Below are 20,637 nucleotides of genomic sequence, written 5' to 3'. Positions count from 1 at the left end.
AAACAGAAGGAATATGGTCATCATGTCTGAAACCGTTCAGCTTGCCGAACTGAGTTGGCCTGATTTTGCGCAGCGGATTGCCCGCAATCCGGTTGTGTTTCTGCCGCTGGGGGCCACCGAGCAGCATGGCCCGCACCTGCCGCTGAATGTCGATCAGGTTCTGCCGACTGGCGTTGCCAACTGTGTGGCCGCTGAACTGGGCGGACTTGTGGCGCCCACCCTGCCTTATGGCTACAAATCACAGCCCCGCTCGGGTGGGGGGGAGCAGTTTCCCGGCTGTATCGGGCTGGATGCGGCAACCCTGTCTCTGGTTATCCGCGATGTGGTCTGCCGTCTGGCGCATAACGGCGTGCGGCGTCTGGTGCTGGTGAACGGGCATTTTGAAAATGCCTGGCCTGCTGTCGAAGGGCTTGATCTGGCCATGCGCGAACTGCGCCGCGACGGAATTACGGATTTTGTAGCCATGAGGCTGGAATACTGGGATTTTGTCGAGCGTTCTACGCTGGACAGGCTGTTCCCCGATGGGTTCCCCGGTACCGAGCTGGAACATGCCAGCCTGCTTGAAACCTCGCTCATGCTGCTGCTGCGCGAGGATCTGGTAGATATGGAAAAAGTGCCATCAGATGGCCCGGCGGATTTCCCCACTTATGACCGCTGGCCCCTGCGCCCCGGCGTGGTGCCTGCCTCGGGTGTGCTGGCGCGTGCGCAGGGGTCAACAGCGGAAAAGGGCCAGTGGCTGATGGATGACCACGTGCGCCTGCTTTCCGCCGCCCTGCGCAAGGAGTTCGGGCTGTGAGCAGCCAACCGCACGGCACAGAAACGCAGGTGGCCGATGCCAGCATGGTGCCGCGTTTTGCCGGGGTGCCAACGTTCATGCGCCTGCCGCAGGCAACCAGCCCGGAAGGGTATGATGTCGTCTTTACCGGCATTCCGTATGATGGCGGCACCACCAACCGCTCAGGTGCGCGGCATGGCCCGCGTGAACTGCGCAATGCCTCATCGCTTATGCGGCAGGTCAATGCCAATGGTATTGCACCGTATGAGGTGCTGAAAGTCGCGGATATAGGCGATTGCCCGGTCAACCCGTTTGACGTGATGGACAGTCTTGACCTGATTACCCGCCATTTTGCCCGCATTGCCGCTGCCAAGGCCATTCCTGTGGCGGCGGGAGGCGATCATCTGGTCAGCCTGCCCATTCTGCGTGGCCTTGCGGCGGAGCGTCCGGTGGGGTTGATCCATTTTGACGCCCATACCGATACGGCGGATTCGTATTTCGGCAAGAACCGTTACACCCACGGTACGCCGTTCCGTCGGGCGGTGGAAGAAGGGTTGATTGACTGTGAGCGCACGCTCCAGATCGGCCTGCGTGGCTCATTGTACACCCCGCGTGATTACGATTACGCCCGGAATGCCGGTTTTCGCCTGATTCTGATGGACGAGGCGACCGAACTCGGGCCGGACGGGATCGTGCAGGCCATTCGTGCGCGTGTGGGCGATGGCCCGGTTTACATTTCGTTCGATGTGGACTGCCTTGATCCCGCCGTGGCGCCTGGCACCGGCACGCCTGAAGCTGGCGGTTTTCTTACGCGGGAGGCCCAGCGCATGATCCGGGGGCTGAACGGGCTCGACATTGTCGGGGCTGATGTTGTGGAGGTTTCGCCGCCGTTTGATGTGGGGGGTGTTACCTCTCTGGCCGGGGCAACCATCATGTTTGAACTGCTGTGCGCGATTGCTGCGGGGAGGGGCGCATGAGCGCTAACGGTTACGATAGCGGCAGGCTCAATCTGCCGTTTGTTGGTATTTGCAGCTTTGGTAAATACCCGATCCAGACAGACTGGTCGGCCATTGATGCGGATATTGCCATTCTGGGCGCGCCGTTTGATGGCGGCACCCAGTGGCGTGCTGGCGCGCGTTTCGGGCCACGTAGTATCCGCGAGGCGTCCACCCTGTTCGCCTTTGGCCATGCGGGCGCGTACGATCATGAGGATGACCGGGTTTATCTGGGCGGAGAGGGCTGCCGGATTGTCGATATAGGCGATGCCGATATTGTCCACACCGATACCGAACGCAGCCATGCAGGCATAGAAGCCGGGGTGCGTGCCATTCTGGCCGCAGGGGCGCTGCCGGTGGTGCTGGGGGGCGATCATTCGATCAATATCCCCTGTATTCGCGCGTTCGATGACCAGCCGCCCATGCACCTTGTGCAGATAGATGCCCATCTGGACTTTGTGGATGAGCGGCATGGTGTGCGCCACGGGCATGGCAACCCCATGCGCCGGGCTGCGGAACGGTCACATATTACGGGCATGACCCAGATCGGTATCCGCAACGTGTCATCCACCGCGCGTGAAGGGTATGACGATGCCCGTGGGTTTGGCTCGGATATTCTGAGCGTGCGGCAGGTGCGCGAGATGGGGGTTGATGCCCTGCTGGAGCGGATTCCCGCCGGGGTGAACTATTACGTGTCGATTGATATTGACGGGTTCGACCCCTCCATAGCACCCGGCACGGGCACACCCAGCCACGGCGGATTCCTGTATTATGAAATGCTGGAGTTTCTGGCGGGTCTAGCCGCGCGTGGCCGTATTGCCGGGATTGATCTGGTGGAGGTCGCCCCTGATTACGACCCCGCGCGCATCACCCCCATTCTGGCGGCGCAGCTTCTGCTTAATCTCATCGGCCGGATCCTGTATTTCAGGAACAATGAGCGATAATCCAGAGCAGCGTTCCCCTTCTTCCGGCCCGGCCCGCAGGCACAAGACACCGCCTGCGGAGCCGGGCTTTCCGCCCAAACGCGTTGTTTCGGGGGCAACGCGTGTCAGGCGGCTTGATAATATAGACCTGCGCCTGTTGCGGGTTTTTGCTGTTCTGGCTGAAACCGGCAGCTTTGCTGCGGCACAGATTGCTCTCAATCTCAGCCAGTCCACGCTTAGCACGCATCTGGCCTCGCTTGAGCAGCGTCTGGGCGGGGCATTGTGCCTGCGGGGGCGCAAGGGTTTTCGCCTGACGGCCTTTGGTCAGGAAACGCTGGACGCCATACAGGATCTTTTTGAAAGTATTGAACTTTTTCAGGCCCGTGTCAGTCAGGCACCGCAGGAACTGGGAGGGCGGCTACGGATTGGCAGTATCGGCGGGATTATCAACAACCCCGATATAGCCTTGCAGGATGTGCTGGCCCGCGTGATTGATCAGGTATCCACCGTGCATGTTGATTTGCAACTGGGGATCCCGCAGGATCTGGAGCTGCAGGTGGCGGATGGCACGCGGGATGTCGCGATTGGCCCGTTTGCCCGCCATGCGCCGGGTGTGCGTTATCTGCCTTTATGCGAGGAGCCACATGCCCTTTATTGCGGGCAGGGCCATCCGTTTTTTGATATGGCGGATGAGCGGATTACCAAGGACATGATAGACCGTGCGCGTTTTTCCGTGCGGGCGTATCGCAAACTGGAAGACCTGCAACGCATCAACCATCCACGCGCCAGTGGCAGCATTGTGCATATGGAAGCACAGTTGATGATGATTCTCTCAGGCCGGTTCATTGGCTTTCTGCCAGAGCAGTCCGCCGCTCCCTACCGGCGCGAGGGCCGGTTGCGGCCTATCCAGCCCTCTGTCTATTACTTTGTTTCGCAACATTATATTGCGTTCAGGGCCATTGATCAGAGCCGCAACGTGCTCCAGATTTTCATTCGCGAACTGCTCAGGCAGGCTGGGCGATCCGAGGCGCTGAATGATGAAAATGCCCGATAATCAGACGGCGAATATCGTCCCGGTCTGAAAAAACGTGGTTATGCAGGGCATGAACGCTTTCATGCACGGCGTAAAAGCGTTTCTGGCGCGGGTTGCCCGAAGAAATGACAGTGCCGACAAAAACGCCGTTGATTTCAAGAATGATGGAGTCACGCATAGTTCTGTATCCTGGTTCGGGAAAAATCTGCTCCCGGCCAGATGCTGTACTCAGCCGGGAAAGGGAAAAGCCTGCTTGGTTGAAACCGCGAGACATCGCGGCGGGCATCGCATTCGTGCGGGGGTCATGGGAACTTTCCTGACAGCGTGGTGTTAACGCGCGCGGTGGCTGTGGCAGCCCTTTGCGCGCCAATGGGACGAATCTTTATGGTGCTTTATTTTATTAGTCAATAAAAAATAGTGGAATAAATAAAATACAACATATTTTCCGCTGATTGTGACGCCCCTCAGATCCCCATAAAAGGCAGGCAGGGTGCCGGGGTTATTACGAGTAAAAAATAGACAATGGAGGTGTATTTTTTTGTAATAATAAGGAGAACAGAAAGAGTAATTAATTTATTTTTTACGCAGAAAGCTCTTGCGGCTCTCTCCCCTGAAAAGCTGGATAACCGCCGGTAAATAGCGGTTTTGATACCCTTTCCGTTATGGGGCGGGATGAATACTGAAAAATGATACCGTCCTTTCTGCTGTCCCTGTCGGAAAGAATCGAAACCGGCCACATTTTTGGGTTGGTTTTTCAGCAAAACATGACTACAAGCCCATAAAGTATGGGCGTCACGGCCAGGTAATTATTGTCTCTAAAATTCTGTCTGAAAAATAGGGAGCCAGAAACTCGATGAGCAAAGCCTTTATTGCGGCGGTGATCCAGGATTCGATCAACTGCACCGGTGTTGCCGCCAATCAGGCCGCCAATGATCTGATTGACGCGATCGTGCAGGAACTCAAGCGCGAAGGCGGTTTTACCCTGCCTTCTTTCGGTACGTTCACGGTTCGCAAGACAAAGGCCCGTAAGGCGCTGAACCCGCGCACGGGCGAACCCGTCAAGGTCAAGGCGGGCAAGACCGTACGTTTCAAGGCCAGCCCTAACCTGAAAAAAGCGGTCTGACACATACTGTCATTTCGTCTGTTCAGGCAGAGCCGATAAAAAACCGCGCTGGTTTTAAAGCCAGCGCGGTTTTTTCATGTCCGTGACACAGGGTGATTACCCCCGGCTGTTCAGCTTTCGGGGCTAATGTCTTCCAGCCGGTCGAGTTTGCGCAGGCCGGGAAAGAGAAACATCCAGCCCGCTGCCACCAGCAGCGTGCCCACACCCCCCAGAACGACTGCCCCCACAGGCCCGGCCAGCGACGCCAGCATTCCGCTTTCGAATTCGCCAAGCTGGTTGGATGAGCCGATAAACAGCATGTTTACGGCGGAAACCCGGCCGCGCATTTCATCCGGGGTGCCAAGCTGCACCAGAGCGCCGCGCACCATCACGCTAACAACATCAGCCCCCCCCAGGATCGCCAGCATGATGACGGAAAGCCACGCCGAACGGGACAGGCCAAAGACAATGGTGGCCAGACCGAAAATGCCTACGGCTGCAAACATCCACAACCCGGCATGGCGGCCCAGCGGATGGCGGGCCAGAATGGCGGCAACCAGCAGCGCGCCCACAGCGGGGGCCGCGCGCAGTAGGCCAAGGGCCACTGGGCCGGCATGCAGAATATCGGTGGCAAAAACCGGCAGCATGGCGGTCGCCCCGCCCAGCAGCACGGCAAACAGATCAAGCGAGATCGCACCCAGCATGGCGGGCTTGCGGCGCAGGAAGGCAATGCCGCCAAAGACACTGGCCAGTGTTGCAGGCTGGCGCGCTTTGGCAGGGCGCGTGATGGACAGCGAGGCTGTTGCCAGTGCCGCCAGTGCAAACCCTGCGGCGCACAGGCTGTAACAGAGCGCTGCCCCCGCACCGTAAAGCAGCCCCCCGAGCGATGGCCCGGCAATGCTGGCTACCTGAAACAGCGAGGCAGACAGAGCCGTGGCGCGGGGAAACAGGGCGGGTGAGACCAGAGAGGGGAGAAATGTCTGCTGGGCAGGCATTTCAAAAGCCTTGCACGCTCCAAACAACGCCACCAGCGCATACAGCATGCCCGGCGTCAGGTTGTGGGTGAAAGCCGCATAGGCTGTGGCGGCGGTCGCCAGCATTTCGATGATCTGGCAGGTCAGAACGATTTTCTGGCGGTTGTGCTGATCGGCGGCGTGGCCTGCGGGTAAAATCAGCGCGAACATGGGCAGAAACTGCGCCAACCCGACAAAACCTAGCGCTGCAGTGCTGTGGGTCAGGGCGTAAATCTGCCAGCCTACGGCCACAGCCAGTACTTGTGCCGCAAAAGCCGAGAGCGCGCGCCCACCGAGAACAGCAGGCAGCCCCGGTTGGCTGAAAAGAGAAGGAGAAGACGGTTCGGACATGCGTGGGGGCCGTGACAGGAGAGGGAAAAACGGGCGACCGGCGCGGGCGGTGTCACGGCAGATGCGTGTACGACCCGCTCCAGTGTTTTTGAGGGGAAGCACTTTGGCACTCATCGTGACAAAAAGAAAAGTCACGGAGCAGAGATACCCGTGCAGGGCCAATGGGTATGACACCACGGCAGAAAACCGGCTCGGACTGGCTTGAGCGATGTTTTTTGGAAAAGCAGGAGCGTGGCTGGGGCGGGAGGATTCGAACCTCCGCATGGCGGAATCAAAATCCGCTGCCTTACCGCTTGGCTACGCCCCATTATGCCCGACAGAACAAATTATTCTGTCCGGGGTTTTCCTTTTAGGCTGAAGCACCGGCTTTCGTAAAGACCGATAGCGTCAGATTTCGATTTCTCAGGGTGTTGTTTCGCTCGGCCAGTTCTGATCTACCAGCGTGTCATCGGGCAGGTCGGGCAATCCGGCCTCGTCTTCCGGCTCTGTGCCGTTGCTGGCAAACAGTCCCCAGCGGCCCGCTTTGTCCAGTGCCTGATCAAGGGCTGCCATGGTGCGGCCCATATCGGTGCTGTCGTCTTTTTCCCATGTATGGAAGGTCGCCGTCCAGAGTGCGGTCAGGGCAGAAGCGCGGGCCATGCCTGTCAGCCCGGCAGCGTCAATGCCCGCTGCCTGTGCAATCTGGCGCATGCTTTGCAGGGTAGCCGCGCCAAGTGCCAGTACCATTGGCGGGTCGAAAGGCATGGCTTTAAGCAGGGCGCGCACGCCAGCCCGATGGGCCTGAAAGACATCGAGCCTGCGCATCAGCAGGTCAAACAGCCGCTCACGCGTGGAGCCATATCCGGCATCGTCGGCAAGGGCTGCGTCATCCGCCATGCGGCCGAGGGCCAGTGCAATTTTTGTCTTGCATGAAAAACGCCGCCGCGCCTCGGTTTCGGACAGATCGGCCGCGCGGGCGGCCTCCTGCACGCTAAATTGCCCCCAACCCTTTTCAGCCGCTAAAGACAGGGCAGCGGTTACAAGGGCTGTATCGAACGGATCGGTTGTCATGGTGGCGCTTTCTGGTGGAGTCGTCAGGCAGGGAACGGCGGTGGTGGGTGGGTCAGCCCGCCAGTTCGCCTGCGCGGCGCACGGCGGCGGCAACAGCTTGCGATGTGCTCGCGGGCCAGGCATCGGGGGCCATCAGCACGCCAAGTGCTTCGGCCGTAGTGCCGCCGGGGCTGGTAACATTGCGCCGTAGTTCGGCGGCATCGGTTGGCAGGCTGTGCAGCATCTGTCCAGCACCATACAGCGTGGCGCGGGCCAGCGTGCGTGCGGTTGCCTGTGGCAGTCCTTGCTCCACACCGGCTTTTTCAAGCAGTTCGGCCAGTAGGAACACATAGGCCGGGCCACTACCGGAAATGCCGGTTACGGCGTCGATCTGCTGTTCCGTATCCACCCATACGGTTTCTCCCACTGCGCGCATGAGGCTGTCGCAATGCTGCTTCTGCTCTGGTGTGGCATCGGCGGGGGCATACAGGCCGGTCATGCCAGCGCCCAGCGTGCTGGGGGTGTTGGGCATGGCGCGGATAAAGACCGGGGCGGACTGCGCCGCCGCGCGGGTGTAAACAGTGCTCAGGCTGGCAATGCTGCGCCCGGCCATGACGGAGAGCAGGGTGGCGCGGGCAAAGCGCTGCGCCAGCATTTCCAGCGTGGCATCGGCTTTTTGGGGTTTGACCGCAAGAATGATGACATCGGGCAGGAAGTCCGCGGGCAGGTCATCGAGCGATGGCACGAGGATATGCGGCGCGGGCAGGCTGTCGCGGTGGCGGTCAATCACGGCGGAGGGGGGCAGGCCACAGGCCAGCCAGCCATCGAGCATGGCGCCGCCCATCTTGCCACACCCGACCAGAAGGATAGAGGGCAGTTGTGTGGATGTGCTCATGGAAAAATCCTGTTCATGCGCGCGAAACCTGCTGTCAGGCCTCGCCCTGACAGTCCAGCAGGGCCATGCCCAACGCTTCGGAGGCGGAGAGCTTTTCCGTCAGGAAAAAACGGAACGCGGGGTAAAACCGCTCGCACTCGTTCAGGGCGATGTCGATCATATCTTCAAAAATATCGGCTACGGCCTGCGTGTTCCGTAGCAGCAGCGCGTGGCGGAACAGCAGCACGCCGTCTTCCGCATCGACACTGAAATGGCCGATCCACATCTGCTCGTTGGCAAGGCCGATCAGCTCGTACAGCGCTGCGCGGCGGGTGGCCCCGGCACGCAGATCGAACGCGCAGGTGAACAGGATCGTGCCCAGTTCGGCCGACCATGAAAAAAACAGGCCGTAATCGCACCAGCGTGCCGGGGCTTCGGCGGCCATTTCGGTGGGGGTGCAGCGGTCGAATGTCCAGCCAAGCCCCCCGATAACCTGTTCCATCAGGTCAAGCGGGTTGGCGGGTACTGGCGTGGAATCGCTCGTCAGGGCTGGCATGGTGGCGGTTCTCCGTGCCTGCATGAGATATGAACGGATTGACACACTGGCAAAAGGGCGGGTTGCGGCCTGTTCAGCCCTTATGCGCCGATGCGTGTTCAAGCGTGCGGACGCGCTCTTCAAGCGCGTTGAGGCGGCGTTCGGCCTCTTCCTGTCCGATACGGGCCTGAGCGGCCAGTTCGCGCATGACTTCAAATTCTTCGCGGCGGACAACCTGGAGCGTGGTCAGCACTTCATCCACACGATTGCGGACAATGGCGTGAATTTCCTCGCGCACGCCTGTCAGGGCGGAAACGGCGCCACCCGCCACACCGGCAAGGTCGTCAAGGAAGCGGGGTCTATCAGCCATGGCCGGTTCTCCATTCAATCCGGGATACACAAGCCCTTCACGCGCTTGGTATCTCCTGTTCTGCCTTTGAACCTATAAAGGATAAAGGCTGGCGCGCCCAGATGTTCCGCCCCAACTTTATGCCTGTCGTCTGTGGCGGGGGGAGAGGGAGCATTTCGGTGCAGCGCTCCATTGACCGGGGGCTGGAGCATTCCCATTATCTAAGGCAATGGATAAAAAGGTAAAGACAATGCCCGGCGCAGGTTCCGCCAATGGGCAGCAGATGGAGAAACCGGTTGCATGAGCGGACGTGATCCCTACGAGGTTCTTGGTGTTGCAAGGACAGCCAGCCAGGATGACATCCGCAAGGCATACCGTAAGCTGGCCAAGAAATATCACCCGGATCTCAACCCGGATGACAAAAAGGCGGAAGAGCAGTTCAAGGCGGTCAATCAGGCCAATGATCTGCTGTCTGACGCGGAAAAACGCGCGCGTTTCGACCGGGGCGAAATCGACGCCTCCGGTCAGGAGCGCGCCCCCCCCGGCTATGGTGGCGGCTTTCACGGCGGCGGCGGTGCGGGCGGCGGGTTCAATGAGGAAAACTTCAACGACCTGTTTGGCAGCATGTTCGGCGGGTTTGGCGGCACGCGTGGCCGCCGTGGCGGGCCACGGCAGGGGGCGGATTCGTCCTATGCGCTCAAGGTTAGTTTTCAGGACGCGGTTAACGGCACGACATCGCGCGTGTCCCTGCCTGATGGCAGCACGCTGGATGTAAAAATTCCGCCGGGGATAGAGGATGGGCAGGTGCTGCGCCTGCGCGGCAAGGGCAACCCCGGCATGCAGGGCGGCCCCGATGGCGATGCCCTGATTACCGTAACCGTGCTGGCTGACCCCACCTACACGCGCGATGGGGCTGACCTGCGCGAAACCTTGCCGGTTGATCTGAAAACCGCTGTTCTGGGTGGCCCCATCATGGTGCCCACTCCGACCGGTACGGTCAGGATGAATGTGCCGGCCGGTTCCGATAGCGGTACGATGCTGCGCCTGCGTGGCAAAGGTGTGCAGGCCCACGGCAAGCGCGAGGCGGGTAATCTGTACGTCACGCTTCAGGTTAAAATTGGCAAGGCCGATGCCGCACTGGAAGCCTTCCTGCGCGACTGGAACCCGCAGGCCTGAAGGCCGCACACCAGCCCCGCAACAGGCCATGGGCCAGCGGGGCTATGACCCGTTTTCAGGGTACGGCGCGTGCGGGGTTTGAGCGGGCGGAGAAGGCTCAGGGGTTCTGGGTGCGGGTGTCGTCGCGGTAGAGCGGCAGCTCCATCTTGTGGCCATCCGTGCTGTTGATGACCAGCAGCGCTGTATTGTCCGTTTGCAGGGTAAAGGTAAGTGTTAGGGGCGGGCTGGAGGTTGTCCAGCTTGAGCCGTCAACCCGTGTCAGGCTGAAACGCTCCTGCTTGACCACCCGGCTGTACATGGGCGGCAGGGTCAGCAGCAGGCGGGCGGCAGGCCCCATGGCGCGGTTTGCCGCCACTTCGATAGCGTCTGCGGCGGACATCATCGCCCATGTGCCGCAGAAAAGGGCTGTCGGGTAAGATGGCTTGTGCGCGGTTGCCGTGGCTTTGGGGGCTGCGGGTTTGGCGTCTGGCTGTGCTGCGGTGGCGTGTGTGGCCAGAGCAGGGCTGATGCTCAAGAGCAGTGCTGCGGAAAAACGGAAAAAACGGGTCATGCCAGCTCCATGAAATGCAAGGCCGTTCCACGGTGCGGCAAACCGCCTCGGGGCAGGCTCTCCTGTGTGCCGTATTCAGGGGGCGTGCGTCCAGTGCTTGACGGCGGCCCGCCCCGGACCGGATAAGGAAGACAGGATAAGTCGCGCGCCTGAGGATGTCAGGTGCAAAGCCCCGTGAAGAAGGCCAAAGACGCGCATGACAGCGCTGTGGCCGGGGCTGTTACTGGCAACAGGTAAGGAGCAGACTTTATGGGTGAGACACTCACACCGGCGGCCACGAGCCAGCAACCCGAACGCCTTGGCCTGCGCGAAGGCGCACAGATGGCAGGGGCTATGCTGTTTGTGCTGGGCATTCTCGCCCTTGGCCTGCACGCCATATCCTACGCGGGATACTGAAAGACGGGGCCAGACCGGCCCCGTTTTGCCCCGGTTTATTCGTGCCGCAGGGTTACAACCAGCACATCGCGCCAGCCCGGGCGCGTGGGATCATGCGGTTCAACCGGCGTGACCCCGTGATACACGCGGTTATCGTTGACGAAGGCGGTGTCCAGCGGCTGGGTCAGGGTAAAGCTGCCCACAAGCTGGCGGTTGAGATCGTGAATGGAGGTCTCGCCGCTCGCCACATTTTCACGCCGGATCATGATCACGCACACCCAGTCCACGCCATCGCGGTGCAGCCCTTCGGGTGTGGGGTGGCCGGGCCTGTCTGACTGCGCCTCGATACGGAACTGGTGCGTTTCCGCATGCCATGAGCCGGGCCTGCGTGTGGGCGGGGTAAGGTCTGTTGCCACCCGGCATACCAGCCTGAGAATGGATTCCAGCGCAGGGCTGGTGGCGGTTTCGGGCAGGAACGGTTCAAACCAGCGCTCAATCCCGCCATTGAGCGTATTGTAATCGCGGCTCTGGTAATGGGGCTGGTGGGGTTTGCGGCTGATGGTCTCGCCACTGAGCGAGAACGTGGCATAGCGCCGCCGCCGGTAGCGCCCGCCATCGGCCATGTAAAGATCCACACCCAGATCATCCCAGCTTGCGGCGAAACGATCCCACTGCGCCAGGTCCGGTAGCAGGGTGTGCATGGTATCGGCCCGCACGAACACGAAACCATCGTGCGCCAGCGGGTTTTCCAGAAGGGTTTCAAGGAGGGGCCGCATCCCTTCCGGCGCGGAAGGGGGCGGAGCGATGGTGGACATGAGGGCGTTTCCTGCAATCTGCGCCGCATGAAGGGCGGCGCGGCCAGTCTGCCCCAAACCGGCCGCGCCGAACAGACGCCGTGCTTTTTCAGCCCGCCGGGGTGGCGGGTTTGGGGGGGGTATCGGCCTCGGGGGCATGCGGGTAAGCCGCTTCGGGCAGGGCGTCCAGCGCCATGTGCATCGGAATACCCGGAGGCGAGGTGGTGTAGGCGGTGGGCGTGTAGAACTTGATGCCCGCCTGCGCCATCTGTGCGGCAATACGGCGGTAGAACTCGCGCTGCACTTTCCATTTCATCATCGGCGCTGTTCGGATGATGCCGATCAGCACCGCACCGTTCTGGTCGGAACTGTCCACGCCCAGATCAGTGTAATCGGACAGGATCATGGGCGCGAAGGCGTCTTCCTTGCGCATGGCCGCGATGGTGTCCTTCATGATCTGCGCGACCTTGACCGAGTTTTCGCTCAGATCAAGCGTTTGCCGCACGATAATCTGGTTGAAGTCACGCGCGGTATTGGCAATGGAGGTCACGGACGAAAACGGGATGATGTGCAGATCGCCATCAAAGGAGCGCACCCGCAGCGTGCGGATGGAAAGATGCTCCACCGTACCCGCAACGCCGCCGGTTGTTACCCAGTCCCCGACCTGTATGGCGTCTTCAGCCAGCATGAAAAAGCCGGTGATCACGTCTTTGACCAGACTTTGTGAACCAAACGACAGGCCCACACCCAGAATACCTGCACCTGTCAGCAGTGGCGCCACATTGATCCCGATCTGGGAGAGTGTGGTAACCGCCACAAACACGATAATGAGCGTGAGCAGGAAGGTGCGGATAATCGGCAGAATGGTTCGCAGCCGGGCCGCGCGCCCCGCCTGCGCGGAGGAAGCATAGCGTGTGATCTGCTTGTTCAGCAGCCCATTGACCAGCTCCCACGCCACAGCGGCCACCGCCATACCGATAACAAGGCAGATCGCAGCCCCGAGCAGGCGTGTGCCGATAGGCGAGTCGCTGAAAAAGCGCAGGGCCGGAATACCCCAGCTCTGGGCCAGCGCGATCAGGGTGATCAGGATCAGGAACGCCGTCATGATCCGGCGCACGAAGGGGTAATAGAAATCAGCCCGGCGCTGCAGGTCAGGATACTGGGCCTGCAATTCGGGGCTGACCCGAAACAGCCTGTCCTGCAGGCCATAGACCAGCAATGCCAGCACGCGCGAGAGCACCAGAAAAACCAGGCTCAGCAACGAGCCATGCAGAATCCACTGGTAGCCACCCTTGAGATGGGCCGCCCAGACAAACCACAGCGCCATGTCCAGAAACATGACAGGCACCCACCACAGTCGCGCCAGTGAACTGACAAAACCCCACAGGGCGTTCTTGCGCCGCCAGGCTTCCGAAGGCTGAAGGGCTGAGCCGACAATGGTGCGGATACGCCAGATGAACGCGGCAATGATCAGATGCTGGATCAGCACCACCGCGCGCAGCATTGCGTCCACGCCACGGGTGGCCATGTCAAACTCGCTGCCCAGTGTGGACAGGCAGATTACCAGCGAGGGTGCTGCCACCAGCACGTTCCACCAGCGGGTCAGCAGACGTGCTGTGGGGTCGGAAGCCGGGACAAGCCGGATAACGGGCGAGCGCGGGGCCAGCGTGGTTTCCACCACCAGATACAGCCCACGCGCGATGGCATAGGCGTTGATCAGGGTCAGCGTGACCGTGCTGGCCTGATCGGTGGTGGTCAGGAATTCCGCCCCCAGATAGCCCAGCAGCAGGCACACGCCCACCGGCACGAGCTTGATGAGGAAATGCAGCACGTTATAGGGCACGCGCACGAGGTAGCGCAGCACTTCATTGCCGCGCCTCTGGTCGGTTTCGCGGGCCTGAATGGAGTTCTGGTCTGCGTCATCGTGGTTTTCGGATGAGCTTTCCTGAACACTGGCTGTGGCCTGCGCCATGGCCTGACGGGCCTCGCGGGCCTCGGCATGGTGGGTTACGGACAGCAGCGGCCGCCGCAGGGCGATACTGGCGCCACGCTCGGCCAGCAGGGCCACGATCATGATCAGGAACGCACGGGTGAAGGAATCCACCAGCTTCTGGCGCAGGTCGGGCGTATGGATCACATGGCGCGTCCAGGAGCCGACCGCACCCAGATCCGTAAACAGGCTGGTGAAGTTCTGGACATAGGACTGCGCCGTGTCACCCAGCACACCGAGTTCGGAATGCACATCCGTATCCAGCATGACCGGAGGGGCGGCTGGGTTGGCTTTCGGGGTGGCGGGGGCTGCGGGTAACCCCTTGGCCATGAGCGAGAGCGTGCGGGTAAAGTCCGCACGTTTTTGCGGGTCGTTCAGAACGGACAGAAGCTGCTGGGCATCCTGCTGGCTCAGCCCGTTTGCCTGTGCTGCGGCCGTGGCGTCAGCCGCATGTGCGCCGGTGTTCAGGCCCAGCAGGCCAAGGCAGAACACCGCCAGCAGCATAAGCATTCTGAACAGGCCGGAAGAAGAAACGCGTTTCTGTCCTTCAGGGCCGGAGGGGCGGGCATCGGGCGGTAGGGCCGCATCACGATGCGTGAGAAAACGGGTCTGGTCCGGGCTGGTTCCCATGGGTGCCATATCCTTTTTCTGATGAAGGAACAGGAAAAAAACTGGCCCCGCCCGATCGGTTCGGGCCGGGGCCAGCGGGTGCGCGTTCAGCCCCGAGGGCCGAAGGATACGGTGCGCGGTGCGTCGTGGCGGACAACAAGCGTGCCCGCGATCAGGTCATGCAGCCCCTGCTTGCGGCGGGTGAAGGCCACCATCAGCACGCCAATATACAGGAGCGGGAAAGAAATGAATGCCTTGATGGCAAACCGCACCACGGCGCGCGGTAGCGAAATCCGCTCGCCGGTGAGGGTGACAACCTTCAGGCGGCATAGCTGTTTGCCGGGAGTGGCCTGCAGGCGCGAGGATTCGAACAGGATAAAATACAGTGCTGGCAGCAGGGCCAGCAAGACGCTGCCGGGGGTCTGCCAGTTGCCGGTTTGCAGGTGCGGCACCAGAACGGACACGCCATGCAGCATATGCGCGTATGGCTGCGTGGTATCCGCCAGTGCTGCGATGTCCACCACATTGGTAGACTGGCCATCCGCCCCGGACAAAGGCAGCTCCTGCCAGCGGACGGAAATTTCCGGCCCCACGAACATCCCCGCCACGCCTTCCGCAACGGAAAGCAGCACGGTATCAATCAGAAAGGCCCAGACACGCCACCAGAACCCGGCATAAACCCAGACCTGTGCCTGAGGGTTGTTCCATGCGCCGTTATCTGGCGCGGCGGGTGTGGCAGGGGGGGAGCCCCAGCCGGGGGGCGGCGTAAATGTAGACATTGAAGCCTGCTCCGGGTTTTCAGCTCCGATAGGAGCCGTTGATGTCGATATAGCCGTGGGTCAGGTCGCAGCTCCAGGCGCGGGTGCGGCCTTCGCCCAGTCCCAGATCAACCGCGATGGCGATTTCCTGCCCCTTCATGTGGGCGACCACGGGGGTTTCGTCATAGCCATCCCGCACGGTGCCGTTTTGGGCGATGCAGACACCGCCAATGGAAACGCTCAGCGTATCACGGTCTGCGGGTTCGCCGCATTTGCCGACAGCCATGACAATGCGGCCCCAGTTGGCATCTTCCCCCGCGATAGCGGTCTTGACCAGCGGCGAGTTGCCAATGGCCATGGCCACGCGCCATGCGGATTCGTCAGAGACCGCACCGGTCACATCAATGGTCATGAGCTTGGTCGCACCCTCACCATCGCGGATCACCATCAGGGCCAGTTCTTCCAGCAGGCTGTCCAGCGCCTGACGGAAGGCCGCGAGTTCAGGGGCATCGGCCGTGGTGCTGGCGGGCAGGGCGTTCCCTGCCGCACCCGTGGCGAACAGCAGCACCATGTCGGAGGTGGAGGTGTCGGAATCAACCGTAATGCAGTTGAACGTACGCTTGACCCCGGCTGACAGCATGGCCTGTAAAAGGGGCGCGGGCAGGGCGGCGTCGGTTGCGACAAAGGACAGCATGGTGGCCATGTCGGGCGCGATCATGCCGCTGCCCTTGGCCATGCCCTGAATGGTGACTTCAACCCCGCCCAGTAGGGCCGTGCGCCGCGCGGCCTTGGGGAAGGTGTCGGTGGTCATGATCCCGCGTGCCGCGGCTTCCCAGCCGGTTTCGCTCAGGGCTTCATGCAGGGCGGGCAGGGCTGCGGTAATGCGCTGAGCAGGCAGGATTTCGCCAATAACACCCGTAGAGGCCAGATAGACTTCATCCGGCGTGCAGTGGGTGAGTGTGGCGGCTGCCTGGGCTGTCTGCTCGCAGGTTTCGCGTCCGGCCCGGCCGGTGAAAACATTGGCGTTGCCCGCATTTACCACCAGTGCGCGCGCACGGCCTGCGGGCAGGATGGCGCGGCACCAGTCCACCGGGGCGCCGGGGCACTTGGAGCGCGTGAAAACGCCCGCCACCGTGGTGCCGGGGTCAAACTCGGCCAGCACCAGATCCTTGCGGCCTTTGTAGCGGATTCCTGCGGCAATGGCCCCCAGACGAACCCCGCGAACCAGGCCCAGTTCAGGCAGGGGAAGAGCAAGCGGAGAAACAGGCAGAGGCTGCGCCATGAGGCGGAATCCTTGGACGGTAAGGACAGGGGGTAAAATGGAAGACGGGCGGGATTATACCCGCCCGTGCCGTATCCAGCCACCCCCTTGCGGCATGGCCGCGATGGGGGTGGTTTATGCGTTACTTATTTTTTGGCGGGTGCGGCTGCTGCCCCGGCCGGTGCGGCGGGTGCATTAGGCAGCTGCTTGCCGGTGGTGGGGTCGAAACGCACGATCTTGACGTGGGCTGCGGCTTTATCCACGGCTTCACGCACGTATTTCTGGATCAGCGCCTGACGGATCTTGTCACGCACGGAATCCAGCGACGGCACGGGGTCCGTGCGGGTGTCGAGCACCTGAATCACGTGGTAGCCGTACTGGCTCTTGACCGGAGTGGTGCTGATATCACCCTTTTTCATGGCGAAAGCGGCATCGGAGAAGGCGGGGATCATGTCGCCTTTCTTGAACCAGCCCAGATCGCCACCGTTCTGCTGGGCGCTGCCCTTGTCGGTGGAAAGCTCGGCGGCCAGCTTGCCGAAATCGGCACCGGCCTTCAGCTTCTTGATGACATCCTGCCCTTCGGCTTCGGTCTTGAGCAGGATGTGCCGGGCGTGCACTTCCTTTTCAGGCGCCTTGTTGGCGTAGTTTTCTTCGTAGTACTTGGACATGTCCGCATCCGTCAGGTGCGGCATGACCGACTGCGACAGCCAGGCGTTCTGCAGCGCCGTGTCGGCGGCAGAGGTCATCAGCTTCTGGGTTTCCGGCTTCTTGTCCAGCCCGTCCTTGCGTGCTGCGAGCAGGATCGCCTTCTGGTCGATCAGCTGGTTGACCAGCATGGGAATGATCACGTTGGGCGGGAGCTGGCGCATCTGTGGGGGAATGCTGCCCGCAGCTTCCTGCACGTCCGCCAGAGTGATTTTTTCACCGTTTACGGTTGCGACAACGGAGGCCGGGTCTGCCGGCTTTTCCTTGTCGGCAGCCGGGGCCGCGGCAGGAGGGGAGGCGGGGTCGGCTGCATGGGAGGGATGAACCAGCAGGGATGAACCAAGCAGGGTGGCAACCGCCAGCCCGGACGCGTAGGACGTGAACCGCATGAAATCAGAACCTTGCACAGGTTGAAAACTGTCCACCCTGTATGAAGGAGGCTAACCCACCCGGCAAGCCCTGTTTCTTGCGCGCCCGCTCTGCCGCTTGCAGCCGGTGTGGCCCATGCGCGCGGGGGCGAGGTTCGGCACAAAAGGCAGGGGTTGGTTGACCGCAGACCGGCCCGGTCCTATTTTGCGGAGCAAGCCGTGCCCAAGACAGGCCTGCGCGCTGGTGCCATTGCCTGTCCGGCAGGCGTCATGGCTGTATCATTCGTAAGGCGGTTCAGTTCCGGAAAGGTGTTCATGTTTTCTCGCGTCATCCGCGCCCTGTTTGGCACAGCCAATGAGCGGACACTCAAGGTTTTCCAACGCCGTGTGCAGGAAATCAACGCGCTTGAACCGCAGATCCAGGTTCTGGATGATGCAGCCCTTGCCGCAAAAACTCTGGAGTTCAGAGAACGTCTGAGCAATGGCTCCACGCTGGACGATCTCCTGCCCGAGGCTTTTGCTGTAACGCGCGAAGCGGCCAAACGTGTGCTGGGCATGCGGCATTTTGATGTGCAGCTTATCGGCGGCATGGTGCTGCATGCTGGCCGCATCGCGGAAATGCGCACTGGTGAGGGCAAGACCCTTGTGGCGACATTGGCCGTCTATCTCAGCGGGCTGTCGGGCAAGGGCGTGCATGTTGTTACGGTCAATGACTATCTGGCCGCGCGTGACGCGGCCGAAATGGGGCGGCTCTACGAATTTCTGGGCCTGACCACGGGCGTGATCGTGCCCAACATGCCAGATGATGCCCGCAGGCAGGCCTATGCGGCTGACATCACCTACGGTACCAATAACGAATTCGGCTTCGACTACCTGCGTGACAACATGAAGTACCATCTGAACGAAATGGTTCAGAGGCCCTTCCACCACGCCATTGTCGATGAAGTGGACTCGATCCTGATCGACGAGGCTCGCACGCCGCTGATCATCTCCGGTCCGGCGGAAGACAGTTCCGATCTGTACCGCGCGGTGGATGCGGTGGTGAGCGAGCTGGTGCGCGATGAGACAGCCTACGAAAAAGACGAAAAGTTCCGCACCGTCATTCTGACGGACAGCGGTTCCGAACAGGTGGAAGACCTGCTCCGCGCCGCCGGTGTGCTGGGCGAAGGCGGGCTGTACGACCTGCACCACGTAGCCGTGGTGCATCATGTGCAGCAGTCGCTTCGCGCCCATACCCTGTTCGCACGCGATGTGGATTACATCGTGCGGGGTGGCAAGGTCGTTATCATCGACGAGTTTACCGGCCGTATGATGGAAGGCCGCCGGTATTCCGATGGCCTGCATCAGGCACTCGAAGCCAAGGAACATGTCGAGGTTCAGCAGGAAAACCAGACGCTGGCCTCCATTACCTTCCAGAACTTCTTCAGGCTTTATCCGCGCCTGTCGGGCATGACCGGCACGGCCATGACGGAAGCCGACGAATTTGCCGAGATCTATAATCTCGATGTGGTGGCCATCCCCACCAACCGCCCCGTGTCCCGCAAGGACGAGGATGACGAAATCTACCTGACCGAGGCCGAAAAATTCGGTGCGGTGGTAACGCTCATCCGTGCGGTGCATGAACGCGGCCAGCCCATTCTGGTTGGCACTACGTCGATTGAGAAAAGCGAGGCTCTGTCCGAGCTGCTCAAGCGCGAAAACGTGCCGCATAATGTGCTCAATGCCCGTTTCCATGAAAAGGAAGCCGGGATTGTCGCGCAGGCGGGCGCGCCGGGTGCGATTACCATCGCCACCAACATGGCCGGGCGTGGCACCGACATCAAGCTGGGCGGCAATGTGGAAATGCTGATCGCTCAGGAACTGGGCGATGCCCCCGAAGGCCCCGAGCGCGACGCCGCTGAGCAGGCGATCCGTACCCGTGTCGCGCGTGATCACGAAATTGTGCGCGAAGCGGGCGGTCTGTACGTGATCGGCACCGAGCGGCATGAAAGCCGCCGTATTGATAACCAGCTGCGCGGCCGTGCCGGGCGGCAGGGTGATCCGGGTAATTCGCGCTTCTTTATCTCGCTTCAGGATGACCTGATGCGGATTTTCGGCTCCGACCGCATGAGCGGCATGTTCCAGAAAATGGGCATGAAGGAGGGCGAGGCCATTGTTCATCCCTGGCTGAGCAAGGCGCTTGAGCGCGCGCAGAAAAAGGTCGAAGCCCGCAACTTCGACATGCGCAAGAACACGCTCAAATATGATGATGTGATGAATGACCAGCGCAAGGAAGTGTATACCCAGCGCCGTGAGTTCATGGCGACGGAAGATGTCTCCACCATCGTTGCAGACGCGCAGGATGATGTCATCGACATGCTGGTGGCCCAGCACATCCCGGAAAAATCGTTTGCCGAACAGTGGAATATTGAAGGGCTGACACAGGAGGTAAGCCGCACTTTCGCGCTTGATCTGCCACTGGCGGACTGGTCGCGTGAGGACGGTATGGATGCCGAGGGCATGGCCTCGCGCATTAGTCAGGCCGCCACGCAGGCACAGGCGGCACGGGCGGCCAATATTGGCCCCGATCTGATGCGCTTTATTGAAAAGCAGGTTCTGCTGACAACCTATGACGCGGTCTGGAAAGAGCATCTGCATGCGCTTGATCAGCTCCGTCAGGGTATTGGCCTGCGCGCTTACGGGCAGAAAGATCCGCTGAACGAATACAAGCATGAGGCTTTCACGCTGTTTACGTTCATGCTGGAGGAAATGCGCCAGCGCGTGACATCACTTATGGCGCGGGTGGAAGTCACGCCCCCGCCGATGGCCGTCGATCCGTTCGCGGATACCGCCGCCATCCACGCGGACCCCGAAGTGCCGGGCTTTGCCGCCAATACGGCAGCCGAGCTGGCGCCGGGTACCGCTCCGGTCATGGCAACCCCCATCGGGGGCAGCGCCATTATGCCGGATGACCCCTCAAGCTGGGGGGAAACGCCCCGCAATGCGCCGTGTCCGTGCGGCTCGGGGCGGAAATACAAGCATTGCCACGGTCGCGTGCCCTGATAAGGGGCATGTGGCGGCATGGCAGGATAG

General features: G+C 61.2%; 20 protein-coding genes and 1 tRNA gene. 8 read left to right on the top strand and 13 right to left on the bottom strand.

All coding sequences use genetic code 11. From position 1 onward, the window contains the following. Positions 1-22 precede the first annotated feature (22 nt). From J2D75_RS10480 to J2D75_RS10465, 4 genes are read left to right on the top strand one after another with little or no spacing between them, the layout of a single operon-like run. Positions 23-796: a creatininase gene (locus J2D75_RS10480; RefSeq protein WP_207854775.1), complete on the top strand. Its 774-nt coding sequence runs from the start codon at positions 23-25 to the stop codon at positions 794-796. Beyond that, positions 793-1,752 carry an agmatinase gene (gene speB, locus J2D75_RS10475; protein WP_265783010.1) on the top strand — a complete coding sequence of 320 codons (960 nt, stop codon included), beginning with the start codon at positions 793-795 and terminating at the stop codon, positions 1,750-1,752. The genes J2D75_RS10480 and speB (J2D75_RS10475) overlap by 4 nt, the downstream gene beginning before the upstream one ends. Further along, positions 1,749-2,714, top strand: a complete 966-nt coding sequence (gene speB, locus J2D75_RS10470) for an agmatinase (RefSeq protein ID WP_207854774.1) — start codon at positions 1,749-1,751, stop codon at positions 2,712-2,714. The genes speB (J2D75_RS10475) and speB (J2D75_RS10470) overlap by 4 nt, the downstream gene beginning before the upstream one ends. Further along, positions 2,704-3,747 (top strand): LysR family transcriptional regulator, encoded by a 1,044-nt coding sequence (locus J2D75_RS10465; protein WP_207854773.1) that lies wholly within the window; start codon positions 2,704-2,706, stop codon positions 3,745-3,747. Before speB (J2D75_RS10470) ends, J2D75_RS10465 begins: the two co-directional genes overlap by 11 nt. Here the strand turns inward: J2D75_RS10465 and J2D75_RS10460 are convergent. Continuing rightward, a complete protein-coding gene (locus J2D75_RS10460) occupies positions 3,698-3,904 on the bottom strand; it encodes a hypothetical protein (RefSeq protein WP_207854772.1) in 207 nt (68 codons plus the stop codon). The genes J2D75_RS10465 and J2D75_RS10460 overlap by 50 nt on opposite strands. A 675-nt stretch (positions 3,905-4,579) precedes the next feature. Between J2D75_RS10460 and J2D75_RS10455 the strand changes: the two genes are divergently transcribed. Beyond that, positions 4,580-4,849 (top strand): HU family DNA-binding protein, encoded by a 270-nt coding sequence (locus J2D75_RS10455; RefSeq protein ID WP_141376020.1) that lies wholly within the window; start codon positions 4,580-4,582, stop codon positions 4,847-4,849. 110 nt (positions 4,850-4,959) lie between these two features. Here J2D75_RS10455 and J2D75_RS10450 read toward each other — a convergent pair whose 3' ends face one another. The 6 genes from J2D75_RS10450 to J2D75_RS10425 form a co-directional block, all read right to left on the bottom strand. Then, entirely contained in the window at positions 4,960-6,192 is a 1,233-nt protein-coding gene (locus tag J2D75_RS10450; RefSeq protein WP_207854771.1) for an MFS transporter, read from the bottom strand. 232 nt (positions 6,193-6,424) lie between these two features. Further along, positions 6,425-6,499: transfer RNA gene (locus J2D75_RS10445), tRNA-Gln, on the bottom strand. A gap of 95 nt (positions 6,500-6,594) precedes the next feature. After that, complete coding sequence (locus J2D75_RS10440) at positions 6,595-7,242, bottom strand: TetR family transcriptional regulator (RefSeq protein ID WP_207854770.1); 648 nt, start codon at positions 7,240-7,242, stop codon at positions 6,595-6,597. A 52-nt stretch (positions 7,243-7,294) separates the two neighbouring features. After that, positions 7,295-8,116, bottom strand: coding sequence for a pyrroline-5-carboxylate reductase (proC, locus tag J2D75_RS10435; RefSeq protein WP_207854769.1), 822 nt, complete (start codon positions 8,114-8,116; stop codon positions 7,295-7,297). A 34-nt stretch (positions 8,117-8,150) separates the two neighbouring features. After that, entirely contained in the window at positions 8,151-8,651 is a 501-nt protein-coding gene (locus tag J2D75_RS10430) for a type III secretion system chaperone family protein (protein WP_207854768.1), read from the bottom strand. 73 nt (positions 8,652-8,724) lie between these two features. Then, positions 8,725-9,000, bottom strand: a complete 276-nt coding sequence (locus J2D75_RS10425; protein WP_207854767.1) for an accessory factor UbiK family protein — start codon at positions 8,998-9,000, stop codon at positions 8,725-8,727. Positions 9,001-9,279: 279 nt separating this feature from the next. On the opposite strand from J2D75_RS10425, the gene J2D75_RS10420 reads away from it, so the two are divergent. Beyond that, on the top strand, positions 9,280-10,155 hold the full coding sequence (locus J2D75_RS10420; RefSeq protein WP_207854766.1) for a DnaJ C-terminal domain-containing protein: 876 nt from the start codon (positions 9,280-9,282) through the stop codon (positions 10,153-10,155). A gap of 97 nt (positions 10,156-10,252) precedes the next feature. On the opposite strand, the gene J2D75_RS10415 is transcribed toward J2D75_RS10420, so the two are convergent. Next, positions 10,253-10,705 (bottom strand): hypothetical protein, encoded by a 453-nt coding sequence (locus J2D75_RS10415; RefSeq protein ID WP_207854765.1) that lies wholly within the window; start codon positions 10,703-10,705, stop codon positions 10,253-10,255. A 249-nt stretch (positions 10,706-10,954) separates the two neighbouring features. Here J2D75_RS10415 and J2D75_RS10410 point away from each other — a divergent pair, with 249 nt between their 5' ends. Beyond that, positions 10,955-11,101 (top strand): hypothetical protein, encoded by a 147-nt coding sequence (locus J2D75_RS10410; protein ID WP_207854764.1) that lies wholly within the window; start codon positions 10,955-10,957, stop codon positions 11,099-11,101. 35 nt (positions 11,102-11,136) lie between these two features. Here J2D75_RS10410 and J2D75_RS10405 read toward each other — a convergent pair whose 3' ends face one another. From J2D75_RS10405 to J2D75_RS10385, 5 genes are all read right to left on the bottom strand, one after another. Then, complete coding sequence (locus J2D75_RS10405) at positions 11,137-11,856, bottom strand: 2OG-Fe dioxygenase family protein (RefSeq protein WP_207854801.1); 720 nt, start codon at positions 11,854-11,856, stop codon at positions 11,137-11,139. A gap of 127 nt (positions 11,857-11,983) precedes the next feature. Continuing rightward, positions 11,984-14,368 carry a mechanosensitive ion channel family protein gene (locus J2D75_RS10400; RefSeq protein WP_408736763.1) on the bottom strand — a complete coding sequence of 795 codons (2,385 nt, stop codon included), beginning with the start codon at positions 14,366-14,368 and terminating at the stop codon, positions 11,984-11,986. Between the two features lie 212 nt (positions 14,369-14,580). Then, positions 14,581-15,252, bottom strand: a complete 672-nt coding sequence (locus J2D75_RS10395) for an RDD family protein (protein ID WP_207854762.1) — start codon at positions 15,250-15,252, stop codon at positions 14,581-14,583. A 19-nt stretch (positions 15,253-15,271) separates the two neighbouring features. Then, positions 15,272-16,513, bottom strand: a complete 1,242-nt coding sequence (gene argJ, locus J2D75_RS10390) for a bifunctional glutamate N-acetyltransferase/amino-acid acetyltransferase ArgJ (protein ID WP_207854761.1) — start codon at positions 16,511-16,513, stop codon at positions 15,272-15,274. 125 nt (positions 16,514-16,638) lie between these two features. Continuing rightward, positions 16,639-17,586 carry a peptidylprolyl isomerase gene (locus tag J2D75_RS10385; protein WP_207854760.1) on the bottom strand — a complete coding sequence of 316 codons (948 nt, stop codon included), beginning with the start codon at positions 17,584-17,586 and terminating at the stop codon, positions 16,639-16,641. Between the two features lie 294 nt (positions 17,587-17,880). Between J2D75_RS10385 and secA the strand changes: the two genes are divergently transcribed. Continuing rightward, positions 17,881-20,607, top strand: coding sequence for a preprotein translocase subunit SecA (gene secA / locus J2D75_RS10380; protein ID WP_207854759.1), 2,727 nt, complete (start codon positions 17,881-17,883; stop codon positions 20,605-20,607). Positions 20,608-20,637: the final 30 nt, after the last annotated feature.

Source organism: Acetobacter suratthaniensis (assembly GCF_017377745.1).
Classification (GTDB): domain Bacteria; phylum Pseudomonadota; class Alphaproteobacteria; order Acetobacterales; family Acetobacteraceae; genus Acetobacter; species Acetobacter suratthaniensis.
Note: the sequence above shows the minus strand (reverse complement) of the source record. Positions and strands in the feature narration are given on the sequence as shown.